This is a genomic window from Massilia sp. ST3, assembly GCF_018119405.1.
Lineage (GTDB): Bacteria > Pseudomonadota > Gammaproteobacteria > Burkholderiales > Burkholderiaceae_D > Telluria.
In genome coordinates, this window is the sequence record NZ_JAGPWC010000019.1 from 64,924 (window position 1) to 85,423 (window position 20,500).

Sequence of the window (20,500 nt, forward strand, 5' to 3'; positions counted from 1 at the left end):
TGCACCTGCGCGGATTGCGTGGTAAGGTGTGCCCTGTCCGTCCCCCAGAGCAATACCCCAGCTTTACCGGGCGGCGGACCAGGGTTTTTTTGGTAACCAATCAAAATGCGCCGCGCCTATGCTGCGGCGCAACCTATGGAACTTGCGATGAGTAGTGCAAAGAAGAGTGCTGAACGCCTGATCAAGAAGTATCCGAACCGCCGTCTGTATGACACCCAGACCAGCTCCTACATCACCCTGACGGACGTCAAGCAGCTGGTCCTGGAAGCCGACGAGTTCACCGTGGTCGACGCCAAGACGAACGAAGACCTGACCCGCAGCATTCTCTTGCAGATCATCCTGGAAGAGGAAGCCAACGGCATTCCCATGTTCTCGAGTTCCGTGCTGGCCCAGATCATCCGCTACTACGGCCACGCCATGCAGGGCATGATGGGTTCCTACCTGGAAAAGAACGTCCAGGCCTTCACCGACATCCAGAACAAGTTCACCAGCGGCGCCGCCGGCGCCCTGGAAGGCAAGCCCTTCAGCCCGGAAATGTGGACCCAGTTCATGAACGTCCAGGGACCCATGATGCAGGGCATGATGAACAACTACATCGACCAGAGCAAGAACCTGTTCATGCAGATGCAGGAGCAGATGCAGAGCCAGAGCAAGGCCATGTTCGGCGCTTTCCCCTTCCCGGGCATGCCGGTCGACAAAAAGTAATTTTTTCAAGACTTTCCTGCCACACTGCGGCCCCGCCAGGGGCCGCCAACCGGCCTCCGGGTTCGACCGGGAGGCCTGCTTCAGGTACAATCGCGGATTGCCCAGATTCTTTGCCGTCCGCCCATGCCTGAACTTCGCCGCAATTCCCTCCCTGCCAACACCGAAGACGCCGCCGTCGCGGTTGCCGAACCTGCGCTGGTCATCCCATCGCCGGCGCCCGGCATTGCCGCGCCCAAGGTCGGTTTCGTGTCGCTCGGCTGCCCGAAGGCGCTGGTCGATTCCGAGCAGATCCTGACCCAGCTGCGCGCCGAAGGCTACGAGACCGCCAAGTCCTACGACGGCGCCGACCTGGTGATCGTCAACACCTGCGGCTTCATCGACGCCGCGGTGCAGGAGTCGCTCGATGCGATCGGCGAGGCGCTGGCCGAGAATGGCAAGGTGATCGTCACCGGCTGCCTGGGCGCCAAGAAGGATGCCGCTGGCGACGACATCATCACCAAGGTGCACCCCAAGGTGCTGGCCGTGACCGGCCCGCATGCGGTGGCCGAAGTGATGGAATCGGTCCACCTGCACCTGCCCAAGCCCCACGATCCCTTCATCGACCTGGTGCCGGACCACGGCGTCAAGCTGACCCCGAAGCACTATGCCTACCTGAAGATTTCCGAGGGCTGCAACCACCGCTGCAGCTTCTGCATCATTCCGTCGATGCGCGGCGACCTGGTGTCGCGCCCGATCCACGAAGTGCTGGTCGAGGCCGAAAACCTGTTCAAGGCCGGCGTCAAGGAACTGCTGGTGATCTCGCAGGACACCAGCGCCTACGGCGTGGACGTCAAGTTCCGCACCGGCTTCTGGAACGGCCGCCCGATCAAGACCCACATGACCCAGCTGACCGAAGCGCTGGGCCAGCTGGCGCGCCAGTACGGCGCCTGGGTGCGGATGCACTACGTCTATCCTTACCCGCACGTCGACCAGGTCATCCCCCTGATGGGCGACGGCCACGTGCTGCCTTACCTGGACATCCCGATGCAGCACGCCCATCCCGACGTGCTCAAGCGCATGAAGCGCCCGGCCAGCGGCGAAAAGAACCTGGACCGCATCCAGGCCTGGCGCAAGATGAATCCGGACCTGACCATCCGCTCGACCTTCATCGCCGGCTTCCCGGGCGAGACCGAGGCCGAATTCGAGTACCTGCTGGACTTCCTGAAGGAAGCGCAGATCGACCGCCTGGGCTGCTTCGCCTACTCGCCGGTCGAAGGCGCCACCGCCAACGAACTGGCCAACCCGGTGCCGCAGGAAGTGCGCGAGGAGCGCCGCGCGCGCGTCATGCTGCTGCAGGAGGAAATCTCGCTCAAGCGCCTGCAGGCCAAGGTCGGCAAGACCATGCGCGTGCTGGTGGACGAGGTCGGCCCGCGCGAGGCGCTGGGACGCTCGTGGGCGGACGCCCCGGAAATCGACGGCGTGGTGCACATCAAGCGCTCGCTGGTGCCGGGCAAGCCGAAGCTGGCCGTCGGCCAGTTCGCCGAGGTGCTGGTCACCAAGGCCGACGCCCACGACCTCTGGGCCACCGTGGTCTGAAGCGGGCAAGGAGCAGGGCATGACGGAGAAAGAAAAGCAGAAGTCGGTCCAGACCACCCTGATCCACAGCGGCTACGCCGCCCCGGAAGGCTTCGCCGCCTTCCCGCCGGGGATCCACCATGCGTCCACGGTGCTGTTCCCGAACGTGGCCGCGATGCGCTCAGGCCAGTGGAAGGACAAGAACGCCTATACCTACGGCCTGCACGGCACCCCGACCACCTTCACCCTGGAAGCGCGCCTGGCCGAGATCGAAGGCGGCGCGCACTGCCTGCTGGCGCCGTCCGGCCTGGCCGCGATCGCGATGGTCGACCTCGCGCTGCTCAAGAGCGGCGACGATGTGCTGCTGCCGGATAACGTCTACAACCCGAACCGCGAGCTGGGCCGCTGGCTGAGCCAGGACTTCGGCGTCAGCGCGCGTTTCTACGACCCCATGATCGGCGCCGGCATCGCGGCACTGATCCAGCCGAACACGAAGCTGGTCTGGGCCGAGGCGCCCGGCTCGGTGTCGATGGAAGTGCCGGACCTCCCGGCCATCTGCAAGGCGGCCCATGAGAAAGGCGTGCTGGTCGCGCTCGACAACACCTGGGCCGCCGGCCTGGCGCTGCGCGGCTTCGACGCCGGCGCCGACATCGTCATGCATGCGCTGACCAAGTACCAGTCGGGCGGGGCGGACCTCTTGATGGGCGCCGTGATCACGCGCGACCGCGCACTGAACGACCGCCTGGCCCAGGCCCACATGCGCCTGGGATTGGGCGTGGGCGCCGACGACGCCTACCTGGTGATGCGCGGCCTGCCGACCATGAAGCTGCGCTTCGACGCCCACGACGCCAATGCGCGCGCGGTGGCGCAATGGCTCAAGGATCGTCCGGAAATTGGCAAGGTGCTGCACCCGGCCTTCGAGGATTGCCCCGGCCACGCGCACTGGCAGCGCGACTTCCGCGGCGCCGGCGGCCTGTTCTCGGTGCTGTTCGATCCGCGCTATACAGAAGAACAGACCGACCGCTTCGTCGACAGCCTGAAGCTGTTCGGTCTCGGCTACAGCTGGGGCGGCCCGAACAGCCTGGTGATGCCTTACCGGATCCAGGGCATGCGCCGCCGGTGGATGGAAGAGGGCATCCTGGTGCGCTTCAACATCGGCCTGGAAGACACGGCCGACCTGATCGCCGACCTCGAGCAGGCCCTCGCCAGGCTTTGACGCGGGCCGGGCCCGCAGGCCCGCTCCCGATCGCGGCTCAGACCGGCATCGGCTTGTTGTTGTTGAGGTCGAGGAAGCCGCGGATGATGCGGTAGGCCATCCACAGCCAGGCCACGCCCCAGATCAGCATGGCGAGGGGGATGCCGATCAGGGTCACCCACAGCACGCCGCCCAGGATCATCCACGCCAGGTACCACCAGAACGAACGGATCATCCAGGTATGGTGCGAGTACACGATCGTGCCCTGGGTGTCGGGACGCTTCACGTAGTTGACGATCAGTACCAGGATCGACAGCGTGCCGACCGAGAAGAAGAAGGTCAGCGCGTGCACGACATACAGGATGCGCGCGAACTGCTTGGCGTTCTCGACGCCTTGCTCAAAGACGAGTTCCTGGGACATGGCGTCCTCCACGGTGAGTTCAATTGATCGAATGATAACCCAAACCGGCCCGGCCGCAGCCCGGGCCTAGTTGCGCGCCTGCGCCTCGACCCAGGCCACCAGGCGGCCGGCGTCCATGGCGCCGGCCTGGCGTGCGATTTCGCGCCCGCCCTTGAACAGCGCCAGCGTCGGGATGCTGCGGATGCCGAAGCGCGCCGCCAGGTCCTGGGAGCGTTCGGTGTCGACCTTCAGCAGCCGCACGTTCGGTTCCAGGCGCTGGGCGGCCTGGGCGAAATGCGGCGCCATCATCTTGCAAGGGCCGCACCATTCGGCCCAGAAATCCACCAGCACGGGGATGTCGTTGCGCGTGACGTGCCTGTCGAAGCGCGCGCTGTCGACATCGAGCGGACGCGCGCTGAAGACTGGCTTGGCGCATTTGCCGCAGGTGGGCGCATCCTGCAGCCGCGCCTGGGGCATGCGGTTCACGGCATCGCAGTGCGGACAGACGACGTGGAGCGGGTCACTCATCGGTTTCTCCTTGATTGGTGCGAGTGAGGATATTGTAAGGCGATCTAGAGATTGAGCGTGCCGTCGATGCAGGTGACGCACTGTCCGCCGACGCGGATCCGATCCTGCGAGATCGACAGCCTGAGCACACCGGCGCGGCCCACCATCGCGCCTTGGCTCACAAGGAATTCGCCCTCGAAGGCCGAGGCCTGTCCGGTATGGCGCAGGTAGGCCGCCATGGCCCCGTTGCCGCTGCCGCATACCGGATCCTCGGGCACGCCGTGCGCGGGAGCAAAGGCGCGCGTCTCGATACGCGCGGGGCTTCCCTCCGGGTACGCGCCAAAGATCACGACGCCGGTATGGCGGCCGCGACGGTCCTGGATCGCCATGCGGGCCAAATCTGGGCGGCAATCGAGCACCGCCTGCGCGTGCGGCAACTGCGCGACCACCCAGCGTGCCCCCACGTCGACCAGGAAGGGGCGGGCCCCGTGCGCGGGCGGGACGCCGAGGATGGCCTCCAGCTCGGCGGCATCGCCTGGCGCCAGCGCCGTGAAGGTTGCCGGTGGCAGGTCGAAGGCGATCCAGCGCGCGCCGTCGCTCGCATCCTCCACCTGCAGGCGGACCAGGCCGGCGCCGCACTCCTGCACCAGCACGCCGTCCCGTGGCGCGACGATGCCGGCCTCCAGCAAGGCGTGCGCACTGCCGATGGTGGGGTGGCCGGCGAAGGGCAGCTCGCCGCCAGGCGTGAAGATGCGCAGCCGGTAGTCGGCGCCCGGCGCCGTCGGCGGCAGGACGAAGGTGGTTTCCGACAGGTTCATCCAGTGCGCGACCTGCTGCATGCGCTCGGCGGAGAGCCCATCGGCGTCGAGCACGACGGCGACCGGATTGCCGCGGAAGGGAAGAGAGGTGAAGACGTCGACGGTCTTGATGGCTGCGCGCATGGTGTCGTTTCGTTGATGGGAAAGCAGCCAGTCTACGCATCCGGCCCGGGCGGTCCAGACACAGTGGCGCCTTGCACGGCCGTACAGTACTGGCGCTCGACGGTCAAGGTGTACTGGCCACGCCATCCATGCGCCGCTATTGTCGAGCATTCCGTAGAATCGGCATCGACAAGACTATCGATCGACCGATGACGCACAAAGCACCCGGCAGCCTGCTGGCAGGTTGCGCCGGCTGGAACCTCTGGAAAGAGCACGCCGCCCCCTTCCCCGAAAAAGGCAGCCACCTCGAACGCTATGCGGCCGTATTCCCGGCCGTCGAGATCAACTCGTCCTTCTACCGGCCGCACAAGCCCGAGACGTATGCACGCTGGGCCGATTCGGTGCCGGAGGCCTTTCGGTTCGCGGTCAAGGTGCCGCGCGCAGTCACGCACGACGCCCGCCTGCTGGACGCCGGTCCCCAGCTCGAGAAATTCGCGCGCGAGGCGGGGCGCCTCGGTGGCAAGCTCGGCTGCTTGCTGGTGCAGCTGCCGCCCAAGTTCGGTTTTACCGATGAGCCGGCGCGCACCTTCTTCGGCCAGCTGAACGACCTGTTCGGTTGCATGGTCGCGTTCGAGGCGCGCCATCCGAGCTGGTTCTCGGAGCCCGCCACCGAGCTGCTGCGCGAGCGCGGCGTCACCCGCGTGATCGCCGATCCGCCGGCTGGGCAGCCCGGCCCGCACGTGCCCACCAGCGACGAGAACGTCTACGTGCGCCTGCACGGCGCGCCGCGCATTTACTACTCGCGCTACCCGCGCGAAACCATCGCTGAAGTGCGCGCCGACCTCGACGCGCATATCGCGAAAGGCCGCACCTGCTGGTGCATCTTCGACAACACTGCCGCAGGCGAATCGGTGCCGAATGCCCTTGAATTGATGCACGGATAGTTTATGCAGGCATTCCATGAAAGTGCCATACTGAGTCCATGGTTACCGCAATTTTTAGTTTCCACGAAGAGCTGAACGATTTCCTGCCGCGCGAGCGGCGCGGCCGCACCTTTGCCTCGCAATGCGCGCAATCGGCCACCACCAAGCACATGATCGAAGCACTGGGCGTGCCGCACACCGAGGTCGAGGCGGTGCTGGTCAACGGCCAGGAATGCGGCTTCGACCGCGTGCTCAAGGACGGCGACCGGGTCTCGGTCTATCCCCGTTTCGAAGTACTGGAAGTGGCGCACGACCTGGCGCCGGAATACCGTTCGCCGCTGGAGCGCCTGCGCGAGCGGCCGCTGGCGCGCATGCGCTTCGTGGCCGACGCCCATCTCGGCGGGCTGGCGCGCCTGCTGCGCATGGCCGGCTTCGACACCCTGTACGACAATCACTACCACGACGACGACGTCGAGGACATCGCCCAGGACGAGGACCGGATCGTGCTCACGCGCGACCGCGAACTGCTCAAGCGCCGTTCGATCACGCACGGCTGCTATATCCATTCGCTGGATCCGCCGGAACAGCTGGGCGAGCTGTTCGAGCGCCTCGACCTGGCCGACGGCGCGCGGCCGTTCTCGCTCTGCCTGCACTGCAATGTGCCGCTGCACGCGGTGGCCAAGGCCGATGTCGAGGAACGCCTGCCGGCCTCGGTGCGCGAGCAGCACGAGGAATTCACCACCTGCGACGACTGCCGGCGCGTGTACTGGAAGGGGTCGCACTACAAGCGCATGCAGGCGCTGCTCGCGGCCGTCTCGCGGCCCGGCGCGGATGCACTGGAGCGCTTCTCCGATGTAGAATCGCCTGAGGAAAACGACCACCATCCTTGAGCGTGACCGAGCCTGCTTCGCCATCGCCGCCTTTGCCTTTCCCCGTCCGCGTGGAATGCCCGCCGGGCGCCTGCGTGTGCGGGCGCGAGCGCCTGCTGGCGGATCCTGGTGCCGATCCCCGTCCGCTCGCCCTGACGCGCCAGCAGGAACAGAAGCTGATCGAGCGCATCGAGCGGGTCGAGAGCTACCAGGACCTGCAGCATGTGCAGGGACTGATCCGCAAGAACATCGGCGCCGAGCTGCGCATCGAACCCGGCCCCAACGAGGTGCGCAGCACGCGCGGCATCGTGATCGTGCTCGAGGAACGCCCCGGGCTGTGCAAAAAGGTGCGCAAGTCGGTGCCGGCGGCGGTGCGGCGCCTGCTGGGCGAGCGGCCCGAGATCGCCTGGGCCATCCTCGACGCCCACGATCTCTTCGGTTCCGCCTGAAGCCGTTCACGTACGGCACAGCAGACCGGTCCAAGGCAGGCTCCGCTTGGCTCTTATACAATCATGACAGGGCGGCAAGGGCCGCCGTGAACCCATGGAGAACAGCATGTCGGGCTACAGCATCAATATCGAAGAGAAGACGCTCGCCGGGAACAATTTCCGCGAGGTCTTGTACACCACCCAGCGCAGCCAGCTGGTCATCATGACCCTGCAGGCGGGCGAGGAGATCGGCGTCGAGCGCCATGAAGGCCATGACCAGTTCATCCGCGTGGAAGCAGGCCAGGGCGTGGCGCTGCTGGACGGCGAAGAACACAAGCTGGAAGACGGCGTGGCGGTCGTGATCCCGGCCGGCACCGAGCACAACGTCATCAATACCTCGAAGACCGAGCCGATGCGCCTCTACACGCTGTACACGCCGCCCGAGCATCCGGACGGCATCGTCCACGCCACCAAGGCGGAAGCGGACGAGTACGAGCGCAGCCACGGCCACTGAACGTCCGTGCGGACGCAAAAAAGCCGGCGTCGAGCCGGCTTTCTTGTTGTCGCAGGCTCAGCGCCAGCGGTAAGGGAAGCGCGTGCCGATGTGGCCTCCCCAGCCGCGGTGATGGCCCCAGCCGCGGCCGAAATTGAAGCCGAGGCCGATCGATACCGGCGGATAGTAATAACGCGGCTGTTCCACATAGACCGGCTGCGGCGCATAGACCGGCGCCGGGGCATAGACGGGCGCCGGGGCATAGACGGGCGAGACGGTGGTCGGCGTCGAATAGGTCACGGCCGGGCCGCTGCTCAATGCCGAGGCCTGGCCGCTGGCGGCGGCGCGGGCGCCGGTGCCGACCGGGACCGGCGTCACCGAGACCACATGCCACTGGCTGGGATCGGTCGGCGGTGCGTAGGTACGGGTCGCGTAATTCGGTTGGGTGGCGCAACCTGCCAGCGTGGCAAGCGACGCGATGATGATGGCAAGCTTTTTCATGGCGGTCCTCCTGATCCCGCCATGATAAAAGCTCTCGCGCCGGGATGCCGCCGGCATTACGCTTTGTTACACCTGGGCTCCCAGCAACGCGGCCAGGGCCAGCACGGCCGGCAGGGTCTGAATCAGCAGGATGCGCCGCTGCACGGTGACCGCACCCCAGATCCCGGCGACCGCCACGCAGCCCAGGCCGAATACGGCGAAGGCGCGCGCCGTGCCCGGGTCGGAATGCAGGAAGGCCACCAGCAGGGCGGCCGCCAGGAAACCGTTGTAGCAGCCCTGGTTCGACATCGCGGGCGCCAGCACCTCGGCCTGCTGTTCGCTCAGCCGGAAGACCTTGCGGCCACGGCTGCGGAACAGCACGGTCTCGAGCAGGAAGATGTAGACGTGGATGATGAGGACCAGCCCCATCAGGATGTTCGCCACTAGCGCCATGGTTGCCTCTCTCAGTTAATTTCCGCATTGTACGACCTTGTCGGTGTGGCAAGTGAATATTGGTGAGACTTGGCGGCCGGCGCCTCCCTATACTGGCGGGTCATCCACGAGGAGAGCCCATGAAACGACCCTTGACCGCCGCGCTGCTGGCTGCCGCCTTGTTGTTCGCCGCAGTCCCTCCCGCCCTGGCCCAGGACCAGGCCCAACACCGCGAGCAGATCGAGCGGATCGTCGAGACCTTCCGCAAGGCCATCATCGACAAGGACAAGGACAGCTTCATGAAGCTGTTCCTGCGCGAGGACATTACCTGGTCCGCGGTGTTTACCGACGCCAGTGTCGACCGCTTCCATGCGCGCAGCAAGGCCGCAGGGCGGCCGCGCCCGCCGAAGCTCTTCAGCAGCAACCCGCGCAGCTTCATCGAGGACATCGCCAAGGACCCGCAGCGGCTCGAGGAGACCTTCTCCAACGTGCGCATCGATACCGACGGCGAAGTCGCCCACGTCTGGTTCGACTACGCCTTCATGGAGGGCAGGTACAAGCAGAACTGGGGCAAGGAAGGCTGGCAGCTGCTGCGCACCGATGCCGGATGGAAGATCGCCGCCGTGGTGTGGTCGATGGAGGCCAACCCGGAGCCACCCCCGACGACACAGGCCGGAGACTGAGCCGGGGGGGCGGATTCAATAGGCGGCCAGCGCCGCCAGCTGCGCGAGCGGCACGCTGGCCGCCATCGCCTGGTAGCCGGCGTCGTTGGGATGCAGGTGGTCGCCGTAGTCGTAGCTGCTGCGCAGCCGCTCCGGCGCTTGCGGATCGCGCAGGACCAGGTCGAAATCGGCCAGGAGGTCGAAGGCGCCGGCGCTGCGCAGCCAGGCGTTGATGTCCTGGCGCGCCGCCTCGCGCCGCGGGTTGAAGTAGACGTTGCCGCCGAAGGGCGGCAGGGTGGCGCCCATCACCGCGATCCCGCGCGCATGGGCGCGCTCGATCAGCTGGAGGTAGCCGCCGGCCATGTCCTCGCGCGGCACGGGGCTGAATGCCGGGCTGAACAGGATGTCGTTAATGCCGATCAGCAGGGCCAGGGCGCGCACGCCCGCCGTGGCCAGCACGTCGCGGTCGAAGCGCTCCAGCAGGTCGCGGCCGGCCAGCGGCATGCTGGCGTCGTCGAGCAGCAGGCGGTTGCCGCTGAGGCCACGGTTGACCACGGCGAAGGGCCCCCTGCCGCTCAACTCCGCCTGGAAGCGGCGCGCCAGCCAGTCCGGCCAGCGCCGGTTGGTGTTGGTGGTGGTGCCGATGCCATCGGTGAGCGAGTCGCCCGCGGCGACGATGACGGGCGCAACCCGGTCGGAATCGACCTCGGCCAGGAAAGGCCAGGACCCGATGGTGCGCTGGATCGGCAGGCTGGTCGCGGCGGTGTGGTTTCCGCCGGTCGACAGGTAATTGGCCTGGTAGGCGTTGGCGTGGATGGTGTTGACCGTCACCGGTCCGGGCAGGTAGAGGCTGACGGCGAGGTCCGCGAACGGCCCGACCGACAAGTCGACCGGATCGGACAGGGCAGGCGTACCGGCCGGGATGGTGATGGTAGAGCGCCCCCCGAAACTGAGCGCGCGGCTGGTGCCGGCGTACACGGTGGCGGCGCTGGAGCGCAGGCCGATGCTGGCGGCGCCGATGCGCAGCGGCGCGCTGCCCATCTCGTTGGACAGGCGAACGCGCAGGCGTCCCGCGCCGATGCTGGTGCGCACGACCAGGCGCAGGGTCTGGCCGCTCAGCGTAAGAGCGGTGCTTAAGGGCGGAGGACCCGAAGGCGCGCAGCCCCAGGTCGCATACCATAGACCGCGCGCGGTCTGGGCCAGCGCCGGCGGCGCCGGGAGCGCCAGGGCGGCGGCCAGCGCGGGAAGCCCGGCGAAGATGCGGCGGCGGCCCCGGCTGGCAGGATCGTTGGAAAGGGAAGGGCGGCTTGCCTGGCTTGTCATGACGGGCTCCTGTCGGTGGACGAGCGGCCACGGCACGGCCGCAGCGTTACCCTAATCCACGCAAGCCACGCTTCCAACCGGAGCGTCGACGGGCCTTGATCTGCCTCGTCCCCTCGTTTCCCCAGCTATATAGGCCCTAAGCCAGGACCTTCAACAGGCCATCCAGGCCGCTGAAATTGAGCGCCACGCTGGCCTGGGCGCGCACCACCGGCTTGGCGCGGAAAGCCACCGAGAGGCCGGCGATGCCCATCATGCGCAGGTCGTTGGCGCCGTCGCCCATCACGATGGCCTGTAGTGGAGCAATGCCGAGTTCCGCACACACGCGCTCGACGGTGCGCTGTTTCTCCTCCGCATCGACGATGCCGCCGCTCACGCGGCCGGTCAGCTTGCCGTCCGCCACTTCCAGCACATTGGCGTGCGCATAGTCGAGGCCGAGGCGCGCCTTGAGGCGTTCGGTGAAGAAGGTAAAGCCGCCCGAGACCAGCAGGGTCTTGAGCCCGGCCGCCTGCACCGCGCGCAGCATGGCTTCGCCGCCCATCGAGATGCGCAGGCGCTCTTCGTAGACGCGCTCCAGCGCGGAGGCTTCCAGGCCTTCGAGCAGGGCCACGCGGCGCGTGAGGCTGGCGGCGAAATCGAGCTCGCCGCGCATCGCGGCCTCGGTGATCTCGGCCACCTGGGGCTTGAGGCCCTGCATGTCCGCGATCTCGTCGATGCACTCGATGGTGATCAGGGTCGAGTCCATGTCCATGGCCACCAGGCGGAAGTCGCGCAGGCTGCGCCCGGCCTCGATGAAGGTGGCGTCCACGCCGGCCTCGAAGGCGGCCTGTTCGACCGCCGCCTTCAGTTCGGCGCTGAAGGGGACGTCTTCGCAGCGCAGGGCATGCGCATCGATGGCGACGGCGCGGGCGCCGCCGGCCAGGCGGGCCAGGGCTGCGAGCGTGTCGGGAGAGGCCTGCGGCCCCTGGAGCACCAGGTTCATGTTCATAGGTTTAAGCGAGCAGCTGTTTGATGGTTTGTTTGACCTGGTTCACGCGCGCCTGCAGGTCCGGCATGCCGGCCGTGATGCGCAGCTTGTCCTGGCCGGCCAGCTTGATGTGGCGGTTCTTCTGGATCAGGGTGATGATCTTGATCGGGTCGATCGGCGGCTTTTCCATGAACTGCATGTTCACCGCTTCGCCGTGGGCGTCGATCTTGACGATGCCGACGGTCTTGGCGGCGATGCGCAGGCGGTGGGTCTCGATCAGTGCGCGCACCGGGTCCGGCATCTTGCCGAAGCGGTCGATCAATTCTTCCTGCATGTCGTCGATGCGGTTTTGGGTCTCGCAGTTGGCCAGTCGCTTGTAGATCGACAGGCGCTCGTGCACGTCGCCGCAGTAGTCGGCCGGCAGCAGGGCCGGCACGTGCAGGTTGATCTCGGTGGTCGAGGCCAGCGGCGCGGCCAGGTCGGGCTCCTTGCCGGCCTTGAGCGAGCGTACCGCCTCGTTCAGCATGTCCGAGTACAGCTGGAAGCCCACTTCGAGCATTTCGCCGGACTGGTTCTCGCCCAGCACTTCGCCGGCGCCGCGGATTTCCAGGTCGTGCATGGCCAGGTAGAAGCCGCTGCCCAGTTCTTCCATGGCCTGGATCGCGTCCAGGCGGCGCTGCGCCTGCTTGGTCAGGCTCATCACGTCGTTGACCAGGAGGTAGGCATAAGCCTGGTGGTGCGAGCGGCCGACGCGACCGCGCAGCTGGTGCAGCTGGGCCAGGCCGAACTTGTCGGCGCGGTGCATGATGATCGTGTTCGCGGTCGGCACGTCGATGCCGGTCTCGATGATGGTCGTGCACAGCAGGATGTTGAAGCGCTGCGAGACGAAGTCGCGCATCACCTTTTCCAGGTCGCGCTCGTGCATCTGGCCGTGGGCCACGCCGATGCGCGCCTCGGGCAGCAGTTCCTCCAGCATGGATCGACGGTTTTCAATCGTCTCGACCTCGTTGTGCAGGAAGTAGATCTGGCCGCCGCGCTTGAGTTCGCGCAGGCAGGCCTCGCGGATCACGGAACCGTCCTCGCTGCGGACAAACGTCTTGATCGCCAGGCGCTTCTGGGGCGCGGTGGCGATGATCGAGAAGTCGCGCAGGCCTTCCAGGGCCATGCCCAGGGTGCGCGGGATGGGGGTCGCGGTCAGGGTCAGCACGTCGACCTCGGCGCGCAAGGCCTTCAGGGCTTCCTTCTGGCGCACGCCGAAACGGTGTTCCTCGTCGATGATCACCAGGCCCAGGCGCTCGAATTTCACGTCCGGCGAGAGCAGCTTGTGGGTGCCGATCACGATGTCGACGGTGCCGTCGGCCATGCCCTTGATCGCGTTGTTGACTTCCTTGCCGGTGCGGAAGCGCGACAGCTCGGCGATCTTCACCGGCCAGTCGGCGAAGCGGTCGGCGAAGGTCTGGGCGTGCTGCTCGGCCAGCAGGGTGGTCGGCGCTAAAATCGCTACCTGCTTGCCGCCCATGACGGCGATGAAGGCCGCGCGCAGCGCCACCTCGGTCTTGCCGAAGCCAACGTCGCCGCACACCAGGCGGTCCATGGGGCGCCCCGAAGTCATGTCCTTGATGACGTTGTGGATCGCTTCGGCCTGGTCCGGCGTCTCGTCGAAGCCGAAGCTGGTGGCGAAGTTCTCGTAATCCACGCTCGAGTATTCGAAGGAGTGGCCCTGGCGCGCGGCGCGGCGCGCGTACAGGTTGAGCAGCTCGGCCGCGGTATCGCGCACCTGCTCGGCCGCCTTGCGCTTGGCCTTCTCCCACTGGCCGGAGCCGAGCGAATGCAGGGGCGCGTCCTCGGGCGAGCTGCCCGAGTAGCGCGAGATCACGTGCAGCTGCGAGACCGGCACATACAGCTTCGAATCCTTGGCGTACTCCAGGTGCAGGAACTCGGTTTCGCCTTCGCCCAGATCCATGCTCATCAGGCCCATGTAGCGGCCGATGCCGTGGTTGATGTGGACCACCGGGTCGCCGATCTTCAGCTCCGACAGGTCGCGCACCATGGATTCGACCTGGCTGGTCGCTTCCTGCTTCTTCTTGCCGGCGCGCCGGCCTGAGCCCGCATACAGCTCGGTCTCGGTGACGAACACCAGGTGGCCGCTGCCTTCGTCCAGCAGCTCGAAGCCGGCCTGCAGCGGCGCCACGCCCAGCGCCAGGCGCGCACCGGTCGCCCGGAAGCCGTCGAAACCCTCGACCGCGGCCAGGTCCAGCTTGTATTCGGCGAAGTACTGCTGCAGGGTTTCGCGGCGGCCGGCCGAATCGGCGCAGATCATCACGCGCGCGTCCTTGCGCTCCAGGAATGCACGCAGGTTGGTGAGCGGATCGTCGAGGCGGCGGTTGACGGCGATGTCGGGGATCGGGGCGCTCAGTTCGGAGGCCGGCGCGTTCGGCTCGCGGGCGATGGCCCAGCGTCCGTGCGGCTTGGCGCAGGTGAAGAACTGCTCGGCGCCCAGGAACAGCTCGCGCGGCTCCAGCAGCGGGCGTTCGCGGTCGCTCTTCAGGAAGCGGTAGCGCGACTCGGTATCGAGCCAGAAGCGTTGGATGGCGGCGTCGATGTCGCCCACCAGGGCCAGCGGGCTGTCCTCGGGCAGGTAGTCGAACAGGGTTGCGGTCTCGTCGAAGAACAGCGGCAGGTAGTATTCGATGCCGCTGGGGGCGATGCCGTTGCCGATGTCGCGGTACAGCGGCGAGCGGGTCGGGTCGCCCTCGAAGCGTTCGCGCCAGCGGCCGCGGAAGGCGGTCCGCGACGCCTCGTCCATCGGGAACTCGCGCCCCGGCAGGAGGCGCACTTCCCTGACCGGATACAGGGAGCGCTGGGTGTCGGCGTCAAAAGTACGGATGGTCTCGATCTCGTCGCCGAACAGGTCGAGGCGGTAGGGCAGGGCGGAGCCCATCGGGAACAGGTCGATCAGGCCGCCGCGCACCGAATACTCCCCCGGCGACATCACCTGCGACACGTGGGTGTAGCCGGCCAGGGTCAGCTGGGCCTTCAGCTTGGCCTCGTCCAGGTGCTCGCCCTGGCGGAAGAAGAAGGTGTAGGCGGCCAGAAAGGGGGGCGGCGCCAGGCGCACCAGCGCGGTGGTGGCCGGCACCACCAGCACGTCGCACTGGTCGTTGCGGATCTCGTGCAGGGTGGCCAGGCGCTCCGACACCAGGTCCTGGTGCGGCGAGAAAGCGTCGTAGGGCAGGGTTTCCCAGTCCGGCAGCAAGTGGCAGGACAGCTTGCCCTCGGCAAACCAGGGGATCTCGTCGAGCAGGCGCTGGCCGTCGCTGGCGTTGGCCACGATCACGGTGAGCATCTGCTTGCTGGCCTTGAGCGCCAGCGCGGCGACGGCGAGCGCGTAGGCATCCGAGGAGCCGTGCAGGGCCGGCAGGGCAAAACGTTGACCTGGTTTGGGGAGATGTTTCTTGAGATCGAAGGGCATGCAGCGTGCTGTGAAAGTCGCGACGATGGGTCGTCCATTATAGTCGAAGCGGCCAGGGGCCGCCGGGCGTAGGGTGCTGCGCACCGGGTCCGCTTCTTGTCGGCTCAGCAACCCATGGACAGCCGTCCCGGGTGGCTGTAGACCACGTGCCGGCCGCCGCGCACGAAGCCGGCCAGGGTCAGTCCGGCGCGCTCGGCCAGCCGTACCGCCATCGCGGTCGGGGCCGAGATGGCGGCCAGCAAGGGCAGGCCGGCGCGCGCCGCCTTCTGCACCATCTCGAAGCTGGCGCGGCTGGTCACCACGGCGAAGCCGCCGGCCGTGTCCACCCTCTCGCGGGCCAGGGCGCCGACCAGCTTGTCGAGCGCGTTGTGGCGGCCGATGTCCTCGCGCACGCACATCAGTTCGCCCTCAGGGTCGGCCCAGCCGGCCGCGTGCACCGCCCCGGTGGCGCGGTGCAGGGCCTGGCGTGCGCCCAGGGAGGCCATCGCGCGGTGCAGGGCGGCCGGCGCCAGGCGCCCGTCCGCCGCCGGCATATTGGCCGCCAGGCCGGGAGAACGGGTCTCGTCGCCGAACCAGGCCAGGCTGTCGATGCCGCACAGGCCGCAGCCGGTCTTGCCGGTGCGGGCGCGGCGGCCTTCCTTGAAGCGCATGAAGGCGCTTGACGCGATGCGCATGTCGATGGCGATGCCGTCCTCCGTTTCCTCGACCTCGAGGTCGTGGATTTCGCGCGCCTGCGCTACGATGCGCTCGCCCAGCGAAAAACCGACCGCGAAATCCTCCAGGTCCAGCGGCGAGGCCAGCATCACCGCGTGGGTGATGCCGTTGTAGCTGAGCGCCACCGGCACTTCCTCGGCCACGGTTTCGCTGGCCGCCTGCATGGCGTCGCCGTGCCAGCGCGCCGCCGCCAGTTGCGCCGCCGCGTTCATGGCGCGCTCCCGGCGCGTTCGACGATCACGTCGATGGCCTTGGCCGCGGGCACCTTGCTTTCCCTGGCGTGGTGCCAGAGCGGGATCAGCGGATTGCATTCCGGGTAGTAGCCGGCAATGCAGCCGGCCGGCACGTCGTAGGGCACGATGCGCAAGCCCGCGACGCGGCGCTCCACGCCGTCGCGCGCCGCGCCGCGCAGGTCGACCGTGTCGCCTTCGCCCAGGCCCAGGCGCGCCATGTCGGCGGGCGCCATGAACAGCACCATGCGGCTGCCGTGTACGCCGCGGAAGCGGTCGTCGTGGCTGTAGATGGTGGTGTTGAACTGGCCGTCGCTGCGGATCGTGAACAGGCGCATGCCCGCGGCCTCCCTGTGCAGGTCGGGATCGCCCCGCAGGCTGTCCGGCACGGTGAACTCGGCCTTGCCGCTGGCGGTCTCCCACTGGCGTTCGGCGGCGGCGAGCGGTTTGCGAAAGCCCCCGGGCGTCCACATGCGGGCGTTGAAATCCCTGAAGATGGCGGGATAGGTGGCTTCGATGGCGTCGCGCACCTTGCCGTAGTCGGCTACCCAGGCGTCCCAGTCCAGCTTCGGGTTGGGATCGAGGGCGGCCTTGGCGATGCCCGCTACGATCGCCGGTTCCGACAGCAGGGTGGGCGCCGCCGGCTCCGCCATGCCGCGCGAGCCGTGCATGCACGCGGTGCTGTCCTCCACCGTGACGGCTTGCTGGCCGCCGGCCTGGCGGTCGATCTCGGTCCGTCCCAGGCAGGGCAGCAGGTAGGAAGCCTTGCCGTGGACGACGTGGTTGCGATTGAGCTTGGTGGCGATCTGCACGGTGAGCGGGATCTCGCGCCAGGCCGCCTCCATCAGGGCTGTCTCGGGCACCGCGCGCACGAAGTTCCCGCCCAGCCCGATGAAAGCCTGGACCTCGCGCGCCAGGATCGCCTCGCAGGCGTCGACCGTGTTCATGCCGGGCTTGCGCGGCGGTTCGAAGCCGTATTGTTCCTTCAGCTTGTCGAGCGGCGCCAGTTCGGGCTTCTCGGTGATGCCGACGGTGCGCTGGCCCTGGACGTTGGAGTGGCCGCGTACCGGACAGACGCCGGCGCCTGGACGCCCGATATGGCCGCCAAGGAGCAGCAGGTTGACGATCATGCCCACGTTCTGTACGCCGTTGCGGTGCTGGGTGACGCCCATGCCATACACGGCCATCACGGCGCGCGCCTTGCACCATACCTCGGCGGCGGCTTCCAGCGCCGCGCGCGCCAGGCCCGATTCGCGCTCGATCTCGTCCCAGCTTGCCGCGCGCACGGCGGCGGCGAAGTCCTCGAAGCCATGCGTGTGCTGCGCGATGAAGGCGCGGTCCAGCACCGGCGCCTGCTCATCGGCCGCCAGGATCGCCTTGCACAAGCCCATGATGGCCGCGCTGTCGCCGGCCGGCCGCACCTGGTGGTACTGGGTGCTGATCACGGTCTCGTGCCCGCTCAGCATCTCCAGCGGCGACTGCGGATTGGTGAAGCTCACCAGCCCGCGTTCGCGCAGCGGGTTGAAGGTAATGACGGGGACCCCGCGCCGGCGCGCGGCTTGCAGCTGGTGCAGCATGCGCGGACTGTTCACGCCCACGTTCTGGCCGAAGAAGAAGATGCAGTCGGTCTGTTCGAAGTCGTCGAGGCCGACCGTACCCACGCCCACGCCGATGGTCTTCTGCAGGCCCACCGAGGTGCTTTCGTGGCACATGTTGGAGCTGTCGGGCAGGTTGTTGTTGCCGTACATGCGCGCCAGCAGCTGGTACATGTAGGACGTCTCGAGCGAGGCGCGTCCCGAACTGTAGAACACCACCTTGTCGCGCGCGAAGCCGCGCAGTGCGGCGCCGATCTCGGCGAAGGCGGTGTCCCAGGGGATCTCGCGGTAGGTGTCGGTGCCTGGGTCCCAGCGCAGCGGCACGGTCAGGCGGCCCTGGTCCTCGAGCTGGTGGTCGCTCCAGCCGGCCAGCTCGGCCAGGGTGTGGCGGGCGAAGAAATCGGCGCCGATGCTGCGGCTGGTGGTTTCCCAGGCGGTGGCCTTGGCGCCGCTGGAGCAGAATTCGAAGGGATGGGGATGGGCAGGCTTGGCCCAGGCGCAGCTGACGCAGGCATAGCCGTCCGGCTTGTTTTGTTTAAGCAGCAGCGCGCTGTCCTTCGCCACCGTGTCCTGGTCGAGCAGGATGGTGGCGACGTCGCCGAGCGAGCCCCAGCCCCCGGCGGGCATGTTGGGCGTGTGGGTGTGGGGCTTTCCTCGGTCCTGGCTCATGGCGGCTCCTTAGGTGAAGGGGCCACCCTAGCGTGTGCCGACGCCGCGCTCCGTGCGCATGCGCACCGACGCGCCGGGACCACGGGACAATCGCGGGTCGGCGTTCAGGCGGCGATGGTCGCCGGGCCCGCACCCTTGGCGCCCGCGCGCCGGTTGGCGATGCCGAAAGGCACGTGGACCATGGGGATCTTGCCGCCCGGCGCCGCCTGGAGGTGGGTGAGCTGAGGGTCAAAGAAGATGTGGCGCGATTCGGACAGGTCGAACAGCGCGCTGGAGTCGACCCGGATCACCAGTTTTGCTCGATGGGAAAGGGCATCAGTTGTTTTCCGGGGGCTGGAGCTGGTCGAATACCTGGCGCTCGCGCGGGGCCAGGGCGCCGGCGGTGCGCACGAAGCCCGGCTGGGCGGCGTCGGCCAGCAGGCGCAGCTTGGCCAGGCGGTCGCCCGCGGCCCGCGCGCGCGCCAGCGGCTGGGACGGATCAATCCCGCCGATCGCGGCGGCGACGCTGGCCGGCAGCTCCCAGGCCAGGGCGATGCGCGCCGACAGTGGAAGCGCGGCGCCCAGGAGCGCCTCGGTGAAGGCATCGTCGTCCGGCAGCGCGCCGCCGGGCAGCACCTGGTCGGCCACGCGCAGCGCCACCACCAGGCCGACATTGCGCATCAGTCCCGCCAGGTAGGCTTCGAAAGGATCGGCGCCATGGGCAGGCGCCAGCAGCGAGGCGGCCAGCGCGCACTTCTCGGACTGGCTCCACAGCGCCGGCGCCAGCTGGCGCGCGAGCTGGCCGGCCTGCATGCCGATCACGGGCCGGAAGGCGACCCGCGCCAGCAGCATGCGCAAGCCGTTCTGGCCGAGCAGCAGCAGCGCGCCTTCGATATTGCGCACCGGCGTAGCGGGACGGTACCACGGGCTGTTGACTTCGCGGATGACCTCGGCGACCAGCACCGGATCCTGCGCCACCTGGCGCGCCAGGCCGGCGGCCGTGCTGGCCTCGTCGCGCAGGCTGCGCAGGAGCTGGGGAATCACGGCCGGCACCCGCGGCACACGTTCCGCCGCCGCTTCGGGCTGGTCCCGCAGGCGTGCCAGTTCGTCCAGCACCAGGCCGCCGCCCGGCAGGGCGGGAAGGGCGCAGGGCCCCGCGAGCCAATGGAAGAAGGCCAGGTCGAGCGCCCGGCCCGAGAGCGGCTCGGAAGCGGGAGCGCCGCCTGGAGGCGGGGCGGCGGGAAGGGCGGGGGCCGGCGGACGCGTTTCAGCCGCAGGCGCGGTGCCGGGAGCGTTGCCGAACAGGCGTGCGAGCCAGTTCTTCATCGTGCGGCGGGAATGGTCGGGACGGATGGCATGGGGCCATTCTAACCCGGGCGCGCGCGTGGGACGTGCTGGATGGAACAAGCCCGGCGCGGAAGGTCGCACTCCCGGCGCCGGGCCTGGAAGGCCGGCGGAAACCGGCCAGGAGAGGCAATGCGATGGACGCTCAGCGGCGGTTCGGATCGGTCGATTGCGGATCGGTCGTGGTCGGCGGCGTGGTGGCCGGCGGCGTCGTGGTGGTGCTGGACGCGCCGACAGGCGGGGGCGTGGTTGCGCTGGTGCCGGACGAGGTGCCGGTGCCCCAGGTCGAGCTGCTGCCGCTGGTGGAACCCGTCGTGCTCGGCGCGGTGCTGCTGCTCGTGGTCGCGCTGCTGCTGGTGCCGCTGGTGCTGTCCATGTTGTCGCCGGTGGAGCTGCAAGCCGCCAGGGCCAGGGCCATCAGGCCACCCAGCAGCACACCTTGGTATTGTTTCATCGCATTCTCCTTGGGTTGGGGTTGGTCCTCTCATCATGCGGAGCGCTGCAGGCGCATGAAATAGGATCGGGTCGAGATCGCATGTAGGAAGGAACTCACGTACTCGCAGAATGATTGCCTACACGAATTTTTTATGACCGAAGCCCAGACCGGAAGCGGCGAGGGGGGCCCCCGCGGGGCGGGGGGGG

General features: G+C 67.9%; 21 protein-coding genes. 8 read left to right on the forward strand and 13 right to left on the reverse strand.

The annotated features are described in order from the left end of the window. The first annotated feature begins 147 nt into the window (after positions 1-147). From phaR to KBW98_RS08980, 3 genes are all read left to right on the forward strand, one after another. Positions 148-705, forward strand: a complete 558-nt coding sequence (gene phaR, locus KBW98_RS08970) for a polyhydroxyalkanoate synthesis repressor PhaR (protein ID WP_211519777.1) — start codon at positions 148-150, stop codon at positions 703-705. Positions 706-828: 123 nt separating this feature from the next. After that, positions 829-2,280: a 30S ribosomal protein S12 methylthiotransferase RimO gene (rimO, locus tag KBW98_RS08975; RefSeq protein WP_229429071.1), complete on the forward strand. Its 1,452-nt coding sequence runs from the start codon at positions 829-831 to the stop codon at positions 2,278-2,280. Between the two features lie 19 nt (positions 2,281-2,299). Next, positions 2,300-3,475 carry a cystathionine beta-lyase gene (locus KBW98_RS08980; RefSeq protein ID WP_211519778.1) on the forward strand — a complete coding sequence of 392 codons (1,176 nt, stop codon included), beginning with the start codon at positions 2,300-2,302 and terminating at the stop codon, positions 3,473-3,475. 37 nt (positions 3,476-3,512) lie between these two features. Here the strand turns inward: KBW98_RS08980 and KBW98_RS08985 are convergent, their stop codons facing one another. The 3 genes from KBW98_RS08985 to KBW98_RS08995 all read right to left on the reverse strand — a co-directional run bounded on the left by KBW98_RS08985 (position 3,513) and on the right by KBW98_RS08995 (position 5,302). Beyond that, entirely contained in the window at positions 3,513-3,875 is a 363-nt protein-coding gene (locus KBW98_RS08985; protein WP_211519779.1) for a hypothetical protein, read from the reverse strand. 66 nt (positions 3,876-3,941) lie between these two features. Further along, on the reverse strand, positions 3,942-4,382 hold the full coding sequence (gene trxC / locus KBW98_RS08990) for a thioredoxin TrxC (RefSeq protein ID WP_211519780.1): 441 nt from the start codon (positions 4,380-4,382) through the stop codon (positions 3,942-3,944). Positions 4,383-4,426: 44 nt separating this feature from the next. Continuing rightward, a complete protein-coding gene (locus KBW98_RS08995; protein WP_211519781.1) occupies positions 4,427-5,302 on the reverse strand; it encodes a PhzF family phenazine biosynthesis protein in 876 nt (291 codons plus the stop codon). Between the two features lie 188 nt (positions 5,303-5,490). Here KBW98_RS08995 and KBW98_RS09000 point away from each other — a divergent pair, with 188 nt between their 5' ends. The 4 genes from KBW98_RS09000 to KBW98_RS09015 all read left to right on the forward strand — a co-directional run bounded on the left by KBW98_RS09000 (position 5,491) and on the right by KBW98_RS09015 (position 8,015). After that, complete coding sequence (locus tag KBW98_RS09000) at positions 5,491-6,225, forward strand: DUF72 domain-containing protein (RefSeq protein WP_211519782.1); 735 nt, start codon at positions 5,491-5,493, stop codon at positions 6,223-6,225. A gap of 38 nt (positions 6,226-6,263) precedes the next feature. After that, positions 6,264-7,094: a Mut7-C ubiquitin/RNAse domain-containing protein gene (locus KBW98_RS09005; protein ID WP_211519783.1), complete on the forward strand. Its 831-nt coding sequence runs from the start codon at positions 6,264-6,266 to the stop codon at positions 7,092-7,094. Continuing rightward, positions 7,091-7,522: a hypothetical protein gene (locus tag KBW98_RS09010; RefSeq protein ID WP_229429072.1), complete on the forward strand. Its 432-nt coding sequence runs from the start codon at positions 7,091-7,093 to the stop codon at positions 7,520-7,522. The genes KBW98_RS09005 and KBW98_RS09010 overlap by 4 nt, the downstream gene beginning before the upstream one ends. Positions 7,523-7,628: 106 nt before the next feature. Then, on the forward strand, positions 7,629-8,015 hold the full coding sequence (locus KBW98_RS09015; RefSeq protein ID WP_211519784.1) for a cupin domain-containing protein: 387 nt from the start codon (positions 7,629-7,631) through the stop codon (positions 8,013-8,015). Positions 8,016-8,072: 57 nt separating this feature from the next. Here the strand turns inward: KBW98_RS09015 and KBW98_RS09020 are convergent, their stop codons facing one another. Together KBW98_RS09020 and KBW98_RS09025 are read right to left on the reverse strand one after the other, a co-directional pair. After that, positions 8,073-8,495, reverse strand: a complete 423-nt coding sequence (locus KBW98_RS09020) for a hypothetical protein (protein WP_211519785.1) — start codon at positions 8,493-8,495, stop codon at positions 8,073-8,075. 66 nt (positions 8,496-8,561) lie between these two features. Then, positions 8,562-8,927, reverse strand: coding sequence for a DUF1304 domain-containing protein (locus KBW98_RS09025; RefSeq protein ID WP_211519786.1), 366 nt, complete (start codon positions 8,925-8,927; stop codon positions 8,562-8,564). A 119-nt stretch (positions 8,928-9,046) separates the two neighbouring features. On the opposite strand from KBW98_RS09025, the gene KBW98_RS09030 reads away from it, so the two are divergent. Beyond that, complete coding sequence (locus tag KBW98_RS09030; protein WP_211519787.1) at positions 9,047-9,589, forward strand: hypothetical protein; 543 nt, start codon at positions 9,047-9,049, stop codon at positions 9,587-9,589. A gap of 15 nt (positions 9,590-9,604) precedes the next feature. On the opposite strand, the gene KBW98_RS09035 is transcribed toward KBW98_RS09030, so the two are convergent. The 8 genes from KBW98_RS09035 to KBW98_RS09070 all read right to left on the reverse strand — a co-directional run bounded on the left by KBW98_RS09035 (position 9,605) and on the right by KBW98_RS09070 (position 20,312). Then, entirely contained in the window at positions 9,605-10,891 is a 1,287-nt protein-coding gene (locus KBW98_RS09035) for an SGNH/GDSL hydrolase family protein (protein WP_211519788.1), read from the reverse strand. A 136-nt stretch (positions 10,892-11,027) separates the two neighbouring features. Next, positions 11,028-11,870: a phosphoserine phosphatase SerB gene (serB, locus tag KBW98_RS09040; protein ID WP_211519800.1), complete on the reverse strand. Its 843-nt coding sequence runs from the start codon at positions 11,868-11,870 to the stop codon at positions 11,028-11,030. Positions 11,871-11,880: 10 nt separating this feature from the next. After that, on the reverse strand, positions 11,881-15,327 hold the full coding sequence (gene mfd, locus KBW98_RS09045) for a transcription-repair coupling factor (RefSeq protein ID WP_211519789.1): 3,447 nt from the start codon (positions 15,325-15,327) through the stop codon (positions 11,881-11,883). 104 nt (positions 15,328-15,431) lie between these two features. Then, positions 15,432-16,253, reverse strand: a complete 822-nt coding sequence (gene fdhD, locus KBW98_RS09050; protein WP_211519790.1) for a formate dehydrogenase accessory sulfurtransferase FdhD — start codon at positions 16,251-16,253, stop codon at positions 15,432-15,434. Further along, positions 16,250-18,535 carry an FdhF/YdeP family oxidoreductase gene (locus KBW98_RS09055; RefSeq protein WP_229429073.1) on the reverse strand — a complete coding sequence of 762 codons (2,286 nt, stop codon included), beginning with the start codon at positions 18,533-18,535 and terminating at the stop codon, positions 16,250-16,252. The genes fdhD and KBW98_RS09055 overlap by 4 nt, the downstream gene beginning before the upstream one ends. 104 nt (positions 18,536-18,639) lie before the next feature. Continuing rightward, positions 18,640-18,825, reverse strand: a complete 186-nt coding sequence (locus tag KBW98_RS09060) for a 5'-nucleotidase (RefSeq protein ID WP_229429074.1) — start codon at positions 18,823-18,825, stop codon at positions 18,640-18,642. Positions 18,826-18,850: 25 nt separating this feature from the next. Then, positions 18,851-19,840 carry an HDOD domain-containing protein gene (locus KBW98_RS09065; RefSeq protein ID WP_211519791.1) on the reverse strand — a complete coding sequence of 330 codons (990 nt, stop codon included), beginning with the start codon at positions 19,838-19,840 and terminating at the stop codon, positions 18,851-18,853. A 163-nt stretch (positions 19,841-20,003) separates the two neighbouring features. Continuing rightward, positions 20,004-20,312 carry a hypothetical protein gene (locus KBW98_RS09070; RefSeq protein ID WP_211519792.1) on the reverse strand — a complete coding sequence of 103 codons (309 nt, stop codon included), beginning with the start codon at positions 20,310-20,312 and terminating at the stop codon, positions 20,004-20,006. Between the last annotated feature and the right edge of the window lie 188 nt (positions 20,313-20,500).